The following is a 14,307-nucleotide window of genomic DNA, read 5'->3' as shown; positions in this document are numbered from 1 at the left end:
GTGACGCGCGCCGGAGAACGCGCCGGTGCCCGGGCCGCGGCCCGGGCACCGGCTGGGGGCGGTCGCTGTCAGTCCGCGGACAGGGGACGCAGCGTGAGGGTGTAGTCGTACGCCTTGTCGGCCTTGACCCGGTACTGGTCGCGCACCGGGTTCGGGGTGTCGCCGACGCCGGTGACGGCGTGGTCGGCGTGCAGGGTGTTCCAGCCGTCGTTGCGCTTCAGGAGGTGGGGGTAGGCCGCGCGGTCGAGGTCGTCGTACGCGCTCGCGCCCACCTCCAGGTCGCCCGAGACCAGCAGGCCACCGCTGCGGCCGTCGGTGAGCGAGGCCCAGCGCACGTCGTCGTGGTTGCCGTGGTCCTGCGGCTTCAGGTACTCGGTGTACTGGTCCTCGACGGAGGAGGACCAGACGCCCATGGGCGTGCCGTCCTTCCGGTCGTTGTAGTTCTCGACCGGACCGCGGCCGTACCACCGGAACGTGTCGTACCGCTCCGGCACCTTCAGCTTCATGCCCACCCGCGGCAGGTACGACAGCTTGGCCGCCTCGTCGCGCGCCTGGACCTGGTGCCGGATGCCGATCTCTCCGGAGCCGTCGACGCGGTACGTCATGGTCTGGTCGAAGGACGCGTCGGTCACCTCGGGCGGGGTCACGGTGGTGCGGAAGGCGACGGTGACAGTGCCGTCGTCGCCCGGGGTCACGTCCATGCCGACGACGGTGGCGCGCAGCCGGTCGAGGCCGAGGGAGCGCCACTGCTTGCCTTCGGCGGTGCCCCATTCGGAGCGCTCGTTGCTGATCGGGGCGCGCCAGACGTCGAGTTCGGGGCCGGAGGTGATCAGTTCTCGGCCGCCCGCGCGCATCGAGGTGAGCGTGCCCTTCTTCTTGTCGAAGGTGTAGCGGAAGTCCGGTCCGGTGACCTCGACCGTGTCGCCCTTGACCGTGGACGTGGCCTTGGCGCCGTGGTTACGCGCCCGCTCGGGCTCGGGGACCTTCGTCCCGCCGACCGCGAACTGCCCGAAGGAGACCACGTGTCCGGCCTTCGCCCAGTTCGCGTCGTGGGCGGTCACGGCCTCGACGGTGAGGTGGCGCTCGTAGCCGCCAGGGTTCGCGGGCGGGGCGGGCAGCTGGACCTCCTCGCTCGCGTCCGGCCCGACGTCCAGGCCGCGGGTGCCGCTCGCGACGGTCTTCGCGCCCTCGGTCACCTTCCAGCGCAAGCGCAGGTCGGAGGTGCCGGTGAAGACGCGCTCGTTGGTGATCTTGACCTTGCCGCCGCGGGCGTCGGCGTCGGTGATCCGGATCGGCGCCTGCACCCAGGCGAGCTGGGCGGTCTCGGGCTCCGGCGTGCGGTCGGCGGTGACCAGTCCGTCCACGCCGGACTCGTAGAGGCCGTACGACAGATAGTCGCCCTTGCGCTGGAAGGTGTCGAAGTCCAGGGCGATCAGGGCGTCCCGCTTGGGGTCCTCACCGGCGGCGAGCCGGGCCGCGCCGAGGGCCGTGTCGTAGACGCGGACCTGGTCGATGGTGCCCTTGGCGGTACGTCCGGGGTAGCCGTCCTCCATCGTGTCGGCGTTGCGGCCGACGCCGAGGTCGTAACCGGTGTAGTCCAGCGGTCCGCTCCAGGCGGTCTCGGCGAGCTGCTTGCCGTCGACGTAGAGGCGCAAGTGCCCCCCGTCGTAGGTGCCGGTGACGCGGTGCCAGGCGCCGGTCCAGCCCTGGGGGACGTCCGCGGTCACCGTGCGGGGCTTGCCCTCGCTGGTGATCGTGAACTCCAGGGTGTCGGCGTCCTTCATCCGCAGCACGTACTGGTCGCCCTTGCTGACCATGGTGAAGTCGCCGGTGAACTCCTCGGCGGGCTTGACCTGGGCGTCGAGGGTGACCTCCTTGCCGGTCAGGTCCAGCTTCGGATCGCGGTAGGTCTCCACGAAGTCGTCGAGTCCGGACAGGTACAGCGCCTTGCCGCTGTGGCCGTCGACCACCTTCGGCTTGCCGGACAGGCTCGCGGCGACGCGGTTGCCGGAGGAGTCGGGGGTGGTGATCAGGGGGCGCTTGATGTTCTGCTCGGCCCAGTCCCAGATGAAGCCGCCCTGGGCGCTGGGGTATTTCCGCATGACCTCCCAGAACTCCCGGAAGTTGCCGAGGCTGTTGCCCATCGCGTGCGCGTATTCGCCCATCACGATCGGCTTGGTGAAGGTCTTGGCCTTGTCTTCGAGCTTCGCGGGCGTCGGGTAGCGGGGCCCCGCGATGTCGGCGAAGGGGGCGTCGCCGTCGGGCCGGTTGGGCTGGTGGTACAGCGGCCGGGTCGGCTCGTTCTTCTTCGTCCACTCGGCCATGGTGTAGTGCGCCTTGCCGAGCCCGGCCTCGTTGCCGGTGTCCCACATGATGACGCTGGGGTGGTTCTTGTCGCGCTCGACCATGCCCTGGTGGCGTTCGAGGAACGCCTTCTGCCACTCGGGCTTCTCGGCGAGGCAGTCGTCCGGGCAGTTCTCGAAGCTGTGGGTCTCCACCTCCATCTCGTCGTCGATGAGGATGCCCTCACGGTCGGCGAGTTCGTAGAGGTAGGGGTCCGAGGGGTAGTGGGAGGTGCGGATCGCGTTGACGTTCAGCCGCTTCATCAGCCGGACGTCCTGCTCCATGCGCTCCCGGGTGGCGTACCGGCCGGTGGTGGGGTCGGTCTCGGCGCGGTTGACGCCGCGGATGAGGATGCGCTTGCCGTTGAGCTTGAGCTGCTTGTCCTCGACCTCGACCTCGCGGAAGCCGACGCTCTGCCGGGCGGTCTGGGTGACCTTGCCATCGGCGTCGCGCAGCTTCAGCACCAGCTGGTACAGGTTCGGCGTCTCGTCGGACCACTTGGCGGGGTTCTTCACCTCCGCCGTCAGCTCGGCCTTGCCGTCCGCTTCCTCGGCGGACAGCCGCCGCACCTCGCGGCCGCGCGGGTCGTACAGCACGCCCGTGACCCGCTGCTTGTCCTTCGTCCCGCCCTCGGTGCGCGCGATGTCGACTTCGGTGCGCAGCGTGGCGTCCCGGTAGTCGGCGTCGAGGTCGGTGGTGACGTACGCGTCCTCCATCCGGGTCTTGGGGGTGGAGTACAGCGACACGGAGCGGAAGATGCCCGCGAAGCGCCACTGGTCGTAGTCCTCCAGGTACGAACCCGCGCTCCAGCGGTGCACCTGGACGGCGACGCGGTTGTGGCCGGGCCGCAGATAGTCGGTGACGTCGAACTCGGCCGGGACGTAGCCGCCCTGGTCGTAGCCGACGTAAGCGCCGTTGACCCAGACGAACGCGGCGGAGGTCATCCCGTCGAAGCGGAGCACCTGCCGCCGCCCGTCCCAGCTCTTCGGCACCTGGACGTCCCTGAGGTACGCCCCGGTGGGGTTGACGTCGCGCGGGACCTTCGGCGGGTTCTCGGGGACGATCTCGCCGTCGATGTTGCGGAAGATCGGGTGGTCGAGGTCGTCGGTCTGCCAGGTGTGCGGGACCTTCACGCGCTGGAATCCCTGGGAAGAGGACGCGTCGTAGCCCTCCTTCCAGAAGCCCGCGGGCGCGTTCTCGGGCTTGTCGGCGAGGGCGAACCGCCAGCTGCCGTCGAGGCTGCGCTGCCACTTCTCCGCGTCCGGCCCGGTGGGCTTCAGCCGGGTGTGCGGGGGCTCCTGGCCCTCACCCGTCTTCTCCGGGTCCTCGAGGTAACGGTGCACATCGGCGGGGAACTTGCCCGCGTCCGGTGCCCTTCCGGCGGCGCTGTCCGCCGTGGTGAGGGCGGCACCGAGCGCGGTGGCCATGGCAGCCGCCACCGCGATCAGTCGTGTGCCGTATCTGCCGCGTACCGTGCCCAATCCGACCCCACCTCACATATTCGCAAGAAAACCAACACAGCTGAACAGCGATGCACGCTATGGGCCGGGTAAAGAGAGCGTCAACGGTGCGGACGGATCTCTGTGCGATCGGATAAGGCCGCAAGGTTTCACAGTGATGATGAGACAGCAATACTGATACGCCTGAGCGGGCAGCACACCGGAGAGCGAGGCGCGCCCATGAGCACCCCCGACAGCGAGGAACCGACCCTCACCGTCGACGAGCTGGCGGCCCGGGCCGGCGTGACCGTCCGTACGATCCGCTTCTACGGCACCCGCGGACTGCTTCCGCCGCCCGCCATCGGCCCGCGCCGGGTGGGGCTCTACGGGCCCGGGCACCTGTCGCGGCTGGCGCTGATCGAGGAGTTGCAGCACCACGGCATGACCCTCTCCGCCATCGAGCGCTATCTGCGGCAGCTCCCGGAGGACCTGAGCGCGGACGACCTCGCCATCCACCGCGCCCTCGTCGCCTCCTGGGCGCCCGAGGCACCCGAGGAGGCGACCCGCGAACAACTGGCCCGGCGGGCGGGGCGCGAGCTGTCGGACGAGGACGTCGACCGGCTGGCCGCCCTCCACGCGCTGGAGCGCACGGACCGGCCGGACGTCTTCCGCGTCGACCCCGGAGTGCTCCACCTGGGCCTGCGGCTGCTGGACGTCCCGATCGACCTGGAGACGATCCTGGCCGCCCACACCGTCGTGCTGGAGCACAGCCGCTCCGTGGCCCGCGAGCTGGGCCGCCTCTTCCGCGACGAGGTGTGGGGCCCGGAGCGGGAGCCGGAGTCGGGCGGCGGGGCGGAGCGGGTGGCGGCGAAGAAGTCGCTGTCGGCGGACATGCAGCCGCTGGTGGTGCAGGCGCTGGTGATCGCGTTTCAGCGGTCGATGAAGCAGGAGCTGCGCGCCTGGTACGGGACCGACTGACCCCTGTGTGCTCAGGTCCGTACGAGGGCGGCGGCCAGCTCGGCGGGGCGGACGGCGAACGGCGAATGACCGCCCGGCAGCGTGCGCACCGTGAACGGCTGGTCCGGCATCGCCGCGTCCGCCTCCGCGATCATCAGGTCCTGCACGGCGGGCGTGAGGGCCCAGTCCTCCGCGCACCGGATGAAGGTCCGCGGGATACGGCCCCACCGCTCCCGGGTGAGGGCGACCGGGGTGGTCGGTATCGCGAACGGCATGTCGGGGCTCAGGGCATGGCGCCAGCGGGCGAAGGATCCGGCGGGGACGTCGTGGTAGTAGGCCCGCCGCAGCCCCTCCGCGTACTCCGGGTCGGCGGACAGCGGATTGATGCGGAACGCGCCGATGGCCTCCGGGTCGCCCACCATCAGCCCCTGGCCGCGCGTGGTCGCGGCCTGCTCCGGGGACGTCATGTAGTCGGCGAAGCGGGGGCGTCCAGCGGGCACGACGGACGACAGGTAGACCAGCTCGTCGACCAGTTCCGGAGCCTGCTCCGCGGCCAGGGAGGCGGAGAGGCCACCGGCGCTGTGCGAGACCAGGACGACCCGCCGGTGGCCGCGCACCGCGCGCAGCGCCGAGACGACGGACCCGGCGCACTCCTCCAGGGTCAGCCCGGCCAGCGCGGACTTCTCGGTCGCGAGACCCGGCTGGCCGGGGGCGTGATAGCCCGAGGGCACCGGGGCGTCGAAGCCGTGCCCCGGCAGATCGACGGCGAGGCTCACCGCGCCGAGCCCGGCCAGGGCGCGCTGGGTGGGCGCCCACTGCCAGGAGGAGTGCCAGGCCCCGTGGACCAGGACGAAGAGGGTGCCGGTGGGGTGTTCGTTTCTCATGTTGCTCATGGGGCCAGTCCACCCGCTCGGCGCGCGCTGATGCATGGCTATATCTCGCCAACGGGGTGCCGATATCGGCCAGATATCGACACCCCGGTCCGATGAACGCCCGCTAGTCCGTGAAGCGTTCGCCGCACTCCGCCTTCTCCAGCAGCAGCGGCGACGGCGCGAAGCGCTCCCCGTACGCCGCCTCGAGTTCCCGGGCGCGGGCCACGAAGCCCGCCACGCCGCCCTCGTAGCCGTTGATGTACTGGAGCACCCCGCCCGTCCAGCCGGGGAAGCCGATGCCCAGGATCGAGCCGATGTTGGCGTCGGCGACGGACGTCAGCACGCCCTCCTCGAGCAGCCGCACCGTGTCGAGGGCCTCGCGGAAGAGCATGCGCTCCTTCATGTCCTCGAAGGGGATGCTGTTGTCGGAGGTGGTGCCGAAGTGTTCGCGCAGCCCCGGCCACAGCCGCAGGCGCTTGCCGGTGGCCGCGTCGTACTCGTAGAAGCCCGCTCCCCCGCTGCGCCCCGGGCGGCCGAACTCCTCCACCATGCGGTCGATGACTTCGTCGGCCGGGTGCGGCCGCCACTCGCCGCCCGCCTCCAGCGTCGCGCGCCGCGTCTCCTCGCGGATCCTGCGCGGGAGGGTCAGGGTGAGCTCGTCCATCAGGGAGAGCACCTTGGCGGGGTAGCCCGCCTGGGCCGCGGCCTGTTCGACCGAGGCCGGGTCGATGCCCTCGCCGACCATCGCCACGCCCTCGTTGATGAAGTGCCCGATGACGCGCGAGGTGAAGAAGCCGCGGGAGTCGCTGACGACGATCGGGGTCTTGCTGATCTGCCGCACCAGGTCGAAGGCGCGGGCCAGCGCCTCCTCCCCGGTGCGCTCGCCCTTGATGATCTCGACCAGCGGCATCTTGTCGACGGGTGAGAAGAAGTGCAGCCCGATGAAGTCACCGGCGCGCTCCACCCCCTCCGCCAGCATCGTGATCGGCAGGGTGGAGGTGTTGGAGCACAGCAGAGCGTCCGGCGCGACGATGGACTCGATCTCCTGGAAGACCTTGTGCTTGAGCGCCGGGTCCTCGAAGACCGCCTCGATGACGGCGTCACAGCCCGCGAGGTCGCGCGGGTCGGCGGTCGGGGTGATGAGCGCCAGCAGCGCGTCGCGCCGGGCCTCGGTCGTACGGCCCTTGGCGACCGCCTTGGCCAGCAGCCCTTCCGCGTACGCCTTGCCCTTGGCGGCCGCCTCGTCGGAGACGTCCTTCAGGACGACCTCGATACCGGCCTTGGCACAGGCGTAGGCGATGCCCGCGCCCATCATCCCTGCGCCCAGCACCGCGACCTTGCGGACCGTGCGCGGCTCGATCCCCTGTGGCCGGTTGGCACCGGAGTTGACCGCCTGGAGGTCGAAGAAGAACGCCTGGATCATGTTCTTGGCGGTCTGACCGACGACCAGTTCGGTGAAGTAGCGGGCCTCGATGGTCTGCGCCGTCTCGAAGTCGACCTGCGAGCCCTCGACGGCGGCGGCGAGGATGTTGCGCGGCGCCGGGTAGGGGGCGCCGTTCAGCTGCTTGCGCAGATTGGCCGGGAAGGCGGGCAGGTTGACCGCGAACTTCGGGTCCGCCGGGGTGCCGCCGGGGATCCGGTAGCCCTTCTCGTCCCAGGGCTGCCGCGACTCGGGGTGGGCGTCGATGAAGGCGCGCGCCCTGGCCAGCATCTCCTCCGGCGTGTCCACGACCTCGTGCACAAGACCCGCCTCCAGCGCCCGGCGCGGGGCGTACCGGGTGCCCTGGAGCAGCACCTTGAGCAGCGCGTCGGCCACGCCGAGCAGCCGCACCGAGCGGACGACCCCGCCGCTGCCCGGCAGCAGGCCCAGGGTGACCTCGGGGAAGCCGATCCGCGACGCGGAGGTGTCGAGCGCGACCCGGTGGTGACAGGCGAGGGCGATCTCGAAACCGCCGCCGAGCGCCGCGCCGTTGATCGCGGCGACGACCGGCTTGCCGAGGGTTTCGATGCGGCGCAGTCCGCGCTTGATGCGCAGGTTGGTCTCGAACGCCTGCTGGGCCTGGTCGGGCCCCAGCGTGACCATGTCCTTGAGGTCGCCGCCCGCGAAGAAGGTCTTCTTGGCGGAGGTGACGATGACGCCGCGGATCGCCTCCTGTTCCGCCTCCAGCCGGTCGGCGACCGCGTCGAGGGAGGCGATGAAGGCGGCGTTCATGGTGTTGGCGGACTGGCCGGGGTCGTCGAGCACGAGGGTGACGACGCCGTCGTCGCCCTGCTCCCAGCGGATGGTCGAGGCGGTGGCGTTGCTCATCTCACGGTCTCCAGAGGCGAGGGGGCGGAACGGAAGCGGGTCGGATGCGGATGCGGATGCGGACGGTGCGGGCTCCTCCCGCCCCCGGCTCCCACCGGGCCCCGCCGCGGCCCCGCCGCGCGGGCCCCGGTGAGGTCCAGGAGCGAAGCCCCGGTTGGGGCCGCGGGCGAAGCCCGGGTGGAACCCGGAGGGTCCAGGGGCGGAGCCCCGGAAGGCCCACGGGCAGAGCCCCGGTTGGGATCGGGACCGGAGCCCCGGAGGGCCCAAGGCCGAAGCCCCGGGTGGGAGCCCAGCCCCGGAGCCCGGCTCGGCCCGGGCCCGGGGCCCCGGTATGGCCCCCGGGGCCCCGTACGGCCCAGAGGCGGAGCCTGGTGAGGCCGAGCCCCAGAACCAGGCAGAGCCCGGGGGCCCGAGCCCTGGCGGTCCAGGGACGAAGCCCGGGGGTCGGGGCCAGCCCCGGCGGATCCAGAGGCGGAACCCCAACGGGCCCCAGGGCAACGCCCCGGCGAACCCAACGGCGGAAACCCCGTGAGGCCCAGGAGCGGAACCCCGGCAGGGACCAGGATCGAAGCCCCGGACCGGGCCCAGGGGCGGAACCCCGTGAGGCCGGGGCGAAGCCCGACGGACCCCAGGACAACGCCCCGGCGGACGAACCCCGTGGGGTCCACCGGCGGAACCCCATGGGGTCCAGGGGCGGAGCCCCCGGCGGGGTCGAGGGGCGGAGCCCCCGGGGGGCCGGGGCGGAGCCCCGGGGTCGGGAAGGGGCGGGGTGGGGAAAAGCCCGGCCACCACTACAGCCGTTCGACCACCGTCGCGATGCCCATGCCACCCCCCACGCACAGCGTCGCCAGCCCGTACCGCTCGCCGCGCCGTTCCAGCTCGTCCACCAGCGTGCCGAGGATCATCGCGCCGGTGGCGCCCAGGGGGTGGCCCATGGCGATCGCGCCGCCGTTGACGTTGACCTTGTCCAGGTCGAGGCCCATGTCCTCGGCGAAGCGCAGCACGACCGCCGCGAACGCCTCGTTGATCTCGACCAGGTCGATGTCGTCGATGGTCAGCCCGGCCTTGGCCAGTGCCTTGCGGGAGGCGGGGGCCGGGCCGGTGAGCATGATGGTCGGGTCGGCGCCGGAGACGGCGGCGGAGACGATGCGGGCGCGGGGGTTGAGCCCGTAGCGCTCGCCGGTCTCGCGGTTGCCGATGGCGACGAGGGCCGCGCCGTCCACGATGCCGGAGGAGTTGCCCGCGTGGTGGACGTGGTCGATGGCCTCCACCCAGTGGTACTTCTGGAGCGCCACCGCGTCGAAGCCGCCCGCCTCGCCGATCGTGGCGAACGACGGCTTGAGTCCGGCCAGGGTCTCGGGGGTGGTGCCGGGGCGGATGTGCTCGTCGCGGTCGAGGACGGTCAGCCCGGCGCGGTCGCGGACCGGGACGACGGAGCGGTCGAAGCGCCCCTCCTTCCAGGCCAGGGTCGCCCGCTCCTGGGACAGCGCGGCGAAGGTGTCCACGTCATGGCGGGTGAATCCCCCGAGCGTGGCGATGAGGTCGGCGCCGATGCCCTGGGGGACGAAGCCGGTCTCGTAGTTGGTCATCGGGTCGGCGAACCAGGCGCCGCCGTCGGAGCCCATCTTCACGCGCGACATCGACTCGACGCCGCCCGCCAGCACCAGGTCCTCCCATCCCGAACGGACCTTGGCCGCAGCGAGGTTGACGGCCTCCAGACCCGAGGCGCAGAAGCGGTTCTCCTGGACACCCGCCACGGTGACCGGGAGCCCCGCCGCGATGGCGGCGACCTTGGCGATGTCGGAGCCCTGGTCACCGAGCGGGCTGACGACGCCGAGCACCACATCGTCGATCGCGGACGGGTCCAGTTCGGGGAAACGGCGCCGGATCTCGTGGATGAGGCCCACGACGAGGTCGACGGGCTTGGTGCCGTGCAGGGCGCCGTCGGCCTTGCCGCGTCCGCGCGGGGTGCGGATGGCGTCGTACACGTACGCTTCGGTGCTCACGTCAGGCTGCCTTTCGGGGGTGGGCGGATCAGGAGGCCGAGTCGGTGGGCGTCGTCGGCAGTACGTCGGGAACGCCCCAGTCGCGGGCCACCTCGGCGGCGTGGGCGCCGGGCCGGGCGGGGCCGCCGCGCACCCGGCCGGGGGTGGCGGAGAAGCGCGGGGCGGGCGCGGGCTGGGTGATGCCCGCCTCGTCGACGAAGGTGCCGCGGGCGGCGAGTTGCGGATGGCGGGGGGCCTCGCGCAGCGACAGGACGGGCGCGACGCAGGCGTCCGACCCGGCGAACACGGCCGTCCACTCCTCGCGGGTGCGCTCCTTGAAGCGGGCGGCGATGACGGCGCGCAGCCGGTCCCAGCTGTCGATGTCCTTGCGGGCGGGCGCCTCGTCGGCGACCCCGAGCAGGTCGATGAACTCGGTGTAGAACGCGGGCTCCAACGCGCCGACCGCCATGTGGCCGCCGTCGGCGGTCTCGTACGTGCCGTAGAAGGGGCAGCCGCCGTCGAGGAGGTTGCTGCCGCGCCGGTCCTGCCAGCCGCCGGCCGCCATCATGCCGTGGAGGACGGCGGTCAGATGCGCGGTGCCGTCCACGATCGCCGCGTCCACCACTTGGCCGGTGCCGCCGGAGCGGGCGTGCTGGAGGGCGGCGAGGACCCCGATGACGAGGTAGAGCGAGCCGCCCGCGTAGTCCCCGAGCAGGTTCGCGGGCGCCACCGGCGGGCCGTCTGCCTCCCCGGTCATGCCCAGCGCGCCGGTGATGGCGATGTAGCCGATGTCGTGCCCGGCCGTTTCGGACAGCGGGCCCTCCTGGCCCCAGCCGGTCATCCGGCCGTAGACGAGCCGGGGGTTGCGCTCCAGGCAGGTGTCCGGGCCGAGGCCCAGCCGCTCGGCGACGCCGGGGCGGTAGCCCTCGATGAGGATGTCGGCCCGCTCGATCAGGCCGAGCGCGGCGTCCCGGCCGCGCGTGGACTTCAGGTCGAGCAGGACGGAGCGCTTGTTGCGGTTGGCGAGGTCGTACGCCGGGTCGACCTTCAGGCCCCCGGGGCGGTCGGGGCGGTCGACCCGTACGACATCGGCGCCCAGGTCGCCGAGGAGCATGGCCGCGAAAGGGCCGGGCCCGATTCCGGCCAGCTCCACCACCCGCACCCCGGCCAGCGGCCCGTGCCCCGTCGCTCCGCCCACGTCTGCTGCCGCCGCCATCCGGGTCCGCCCTAGCCTGAAGTATGACACCACCGCTGTAACACCGCCGATGCTAGGAACGCGCCCCCCATTCCACAAGCCCCCACCCGGAGCGGGGTGTTCAGCCCGGCGTGTCCGCCGGGAGCGGGCGGTCCCGCAGCAGGTGGTCGCCCGTGAGCTCCGGGTCCACCAGACGGCCCAGTCGACGCGGGACATCCGCTCCCACCAGCACGATCACCACCAGCGTCAGACCGGACGTCAGCACCGCCAGGGCCTGCCCGAGCGGCATGCCCTCCGCCAGGTGCGCGCCCAGCACGGGGGCCACCGCGCCGCCGAGGGCGCCGGTGTTGTAGACGAAGCCGAGCGACGCGGCGCGGCTCTCCGTGGGGAAGTGGCTCGCGATGTACTTCGGCAGGATGCCGGAGATCCCCTGGCTCAGGGCGAGCAGACAGAACAGCAGCACCCCGAGCCCCACCAGCGTGTCCCGCACCGCGAACACCGGGAAGACGAAGCACAGCGAGGCGAGCAGGGTGTACGCGTAGGCCCGCCGGGTCCCGAACCGGTCACCGGCGAACCCGGCCAGCCAGCAGCCGGCCATGGTGCCGAAGCCCGCGTAGAACATCGCGTCGGTGACCTCGGAGGGCGCGTACCCCAGCTCGGTCTTGAGGTAGGTGGGCAGCAGCGCCTGGATGGGCCAGCTGTAGAGGAAGGCGCAGAAGACGGTGCACATCAGCGCCACGTACAGCAGCCAGCCGCGCCGTCCGCCGAGCTGGGCGGCGAAGGCGAGCAGGGCGCCCGCCGCCAGCAGCGACAGCGGCCACCGCCAGCCCGCCCCCAGCGGGGTGAAGACGCAGAACAGGGCGGCGCTCGCGGCCACCGCCAGGGCCGCGTTGAGGTACCCGAGGCGGCCGGTGAACAGGGGGCGGAACGGGTTGGGCCGGGCGGCGCCGGACGCGGCCACCTCCTCGCGCCAGTCCCCCGCCTCGGGGAGCGCGCGCCGCACCCACAGCGCGACGAACACGGGCAGGACGCCGATGTAGAACATCCAGCGCCAGCCCCAGGCGGGTACGACCCACTTGTACAGCTCGGCGGCGAGGATCGTGCCGCCCGCGTAGCCGGAGATCAGGAAGCCGGAGGCGCGGTTGCGCAAGGGGGCGGGCCAGCTCTCCAGGGCGTACGTCGCGCTCGCGCTGTACTCGCCAGCCATGCCCATGCCAATCAGCAGCCGGGCGGCGAACAGACTGAAGTAGTTCCAGGCGAAGCCGCACGCGAAGGTGCCCAGGGAGTAGAGCAGAATGCTGGCGATCATCGCGGGCTTGCGCCCGTACCGGTCCCCCATCGCCCCCAGCAGCGCGCCGCCGAGCCAGCGGGTGATGAAGGCACCCGAGACCAGGCTCGCCGCCGACGCCGCGCTCACGTCGAACTCGTCGGCTATCTCGGTCAGCACGAGCGTGATGAGCACGAAGTCGAAACCGTCGAGCAGATAGCCGATCCAGGCGGCGAACAGCGACTTCCACTGCCGCCGGGAGACCTGGCGGTACCAGGGCCCGCGTAATGCCTCGGCCGTCACGGCAACAGCCCTCCCTCTTCCAGCAGTTGACGCACCGTCTTCACCGCGTCGTCCCCCAGCGGCACCTGCGGCGCGGCCGTCGCCGGGCAGGCGATGACGCCCAGCAGATGCAGCGCCGCCTTGAACGCGCCGAGCGCCGAGGAACTGCCGCCCATCGCGGCCGGATCCCCGGCGTCGGTGAGGGCGAACAGCGCCGCCAGCCGGTCCTGTTCAGCCCGCGCCCGGCCCCAGCGGCCCGCGCGGGCGTGCGCGTAGAGCCGTACGTAGCCCGCCGGGTCGACGTTGCCCAGCCCGGGGACGACGCCGTGGGCACCGGCCAGCAGGGCGCCGTCCACGGCGAGTTCGGAACCGGTGAGTACGGAGAAGGAGTCGGTGAGGCCGCGGCGGCGGGCCTCCACCAGCAGCCGCCGCAGCGCCCCGTCGTCGCCGCTGCTGTCCTTGAGCCCGGCGAGCGTGCCGTCGGCGGCCAGCGGCAGCACGATCCGCGGCGTCAGCTTGGAGTGGACGGAGGCCGGGATGTCGTACGCGAACAGCGGCAGCCCCGCACCCTCGCGCACCCGCCGGAAGTGGTCGGCGATCTCCACCGGGTGGGTGCGGGTGTAGAACGGCGCGGTGGCCACGATCGCGTCCGCGCCCAGCGCGGCGGCGGTACGGGCGTGGTCCACGACCCGCTCGGTCGCCATGTCGATCGCCCCGGCGAGCACCGGCACCCGCCCGGCCGCCGCCTCGATCACCGTCTCCAGGACGGTACGGCGCCTGCCGTCGCCCAGATACGCGGCCTCGCCGCTGGAGCCGAGCGCGAACAGGCCGCTCACGCCCGCGTCGATCAGCCGCTCGGCGAGCGCGGCGAGGGAGGCCCGGTCGACCTCACCGGCGGGGGTGAGGGGGGTGCACAGGGGCGGGACGACACCGGTGAGCGGAGCCGGAAGACTCATCTGGACCCTGCCTTCCTTATGGGGCAATCCGGACGTCGGATGTCCGATGTGTGGGGAGAATCTGACGGAGCACCATCCCCCTGTCAAGTACGCCTGCCTCCAGCGCCCCGTCCGAATACCGCCAGCCATCGCGGCGCCCACGGCCGACGATGAAACGCATGAGCGACACCATGACCTACGAGATCCGGGCCATCGCACCCGAGGTGGCGAAGCGCCTACGCATCCAGGACGACGCGGGCAACCCGCCGCGCATGGTGGCGGACGAGGAGGGCAACAGCCCGCTGCGCTGCTGTCTGGGCCGGAGCCTCCCCGGCGAGACCATCGCTCTCGTCTCCTACGCCCCGCTGCGCCGCTGGGCCGAGGAGACGGGCGCCGAGCCCGGCCCGTACGACGAGCAGGGCCCGGTCTACCTGCATGCCGAGGAGTGCGACGGCTGGACCGGCCCCGGCTTCCCGTCCGGCATGTGGGGCGACCACCGGGTGCTGCGCGCCTACTCCGCGCAGGGCAATATCCTCGGCGGCCGCCTGCTGACCGGCGGCGGGCAGGAGGCGTGCGAGGAGACCCTGGCGGAGCTGTACGCGGACCCCGAGGTGGCCGCGGTGCATGTGCGCTGCGTCGAGTTCGGCTGCTTCGTGGCCGAAACGCGGCGGGTGGGTTAGGCGCGCCGCTCGACGTGTCGCCCTGTGCCCCAGGTGACGACCAC

Annotated in this window: 9 protein-coding genes; 2 read left to right on the top strand and 7 right to left on the bottom strand. The window is 72.3% G+C overall.

The genetic code is table 11. The features are described from left to right. Window positions 1-68: 68 nt before the first annotated feature. Window positions 69-3,824, bottom strand: coding sequence for a glycoside hydrolase family 2 TIM barrel-domain containing protein (locus LCH29_RS08610; protein ID WP_446461104.1), 3,756 nt, complete (start codon window positions 3,822-3,824; stop codon window positions 69-71). Between the two features lie 198 nt (window positions 3,825-4,022). Between LCH29_RS08610 and LCH29_RS08605 the strand changes: the two genes are divergently transcribed. Then, complete coding sequence (locus LCH29_RS08605; protein WP_446461103.1) at window positions 4,023-4,760, top strand: MerR family transcriptional regulator; 738 nt, start codon at window positions 4,023-4,025, stop codon at window positions 4,758-4,760. 11 nt (window positions 4,761-4,771) lie between these two features. Here the strand turns inward: LCH29_RS08605 and LCH29_RS08600 are convergent, their stop codons facing one another. The 6 genes from LCH29_RS08600 to LCH29_RS08575 form a co-directional block, all read right to left on the bottom strand. Continuing rightward, window positions 4,772-5,632 carry an alpha/beta fold hydrolase gene (locus LCH29_RS08600; RefSeq protein WP_446461102.1) on the bottom strand — a complete coding sequence of 287 codons (861 nt, stop codon included), beginning with the start codon at window positions 5,630-5,632 and terminating at the stop codon, window positions 4,772-4,774. A 103-nt stretch (window positions 5,633-5,735) separates the two neighbouring features. After that, entirely contained in the window at window positions 5,736-7,919 is a 2,184-nt protein-coding gene (locus tag LCH29_RS08595) for a 3-hydroxyacyl-CoA dehydrogenase NAD-binding domain-containing protein (protein WP_446461101.1), read from the bottom strand. 791 nt (window positions 7,920-8,710) lie between these two features. Further along, the gene (locus tag LCH29_RS08590) at window positions 8,711-9,925 is read right to left on the bottom strand and encodes an acetyl-CoA C-acetyltransferase (protein ID WP_446461100.1); all 1,215 of its coding nucleotides are present in this window, start codon (window positions 9,923-9,925) and stop codon (window positions 8,711-8,713) included. A 28-nt stretch (window positions 9,926-9,953) separates the two neighbouring features. Continuing rightward, window positions 9,954-11,120, bottom strand: a complete 1,167-nt coding sequence (locus LCH29_RS08585; protein ID WP_446461099.1) for a CaiB/BaiF CoA transferase family protein — start codon at window positions 11,118-11,120, stop codon at window positions 9,954-9,956. 100 nt (window positions 11,121-11,220) lie between these two features. Beyond that, window positions 11,221-12,669: a sialate:H+ symport family MFS transporter gene (locus tag LCH29_RS08580; protein WP_446461098.1), complete on the bottom strand. Its 1,449-nt coding sequence runs from the start codon at window positions 12,667-12,669 to the stop codon at window positions 11,221-11,223. Continuing rightward, window positions 12,666-13,604 carry a dihydrodipicolinate synthase family protein gene (locus LCH29_RS08575; RefSeq protein WP_446461097.1) on the bottom strand — a complete coding sequence of 313 codons (939 nt, stop codon included), beginning with the start codon at window positions 13,602-13,604 and terminating at the stop codon, window positions 12,666-12,668. Before LCH29_RS08575 ends, LCH29_RS08580 begins: the two co-directional genes overlap by 4 nt. Window positions 13,605-13,762: 158 nt before the next feature. On the opposite strand from LCH29_RS08575, the gene LCH29_RS08570 reads away from it, so the two are divergent. After that, entirely contained in the window at window positions 13,763-14,263 is a 501-nt protein-coding gene (locus tag LCH29_RS08570; RefSeq protein ID WP_446461096.1) for a DUF1203 domain-containing protein, read from the top strand. Window positions 14,264-14,307: the final 44 nt, after the last annotated feature.

This window comes from Streptomyces sp. BRA346, assembly GCF_052851135.1.
This window is presented reverse-complemented; position numbering and strand designations above follow the sequence as displayed.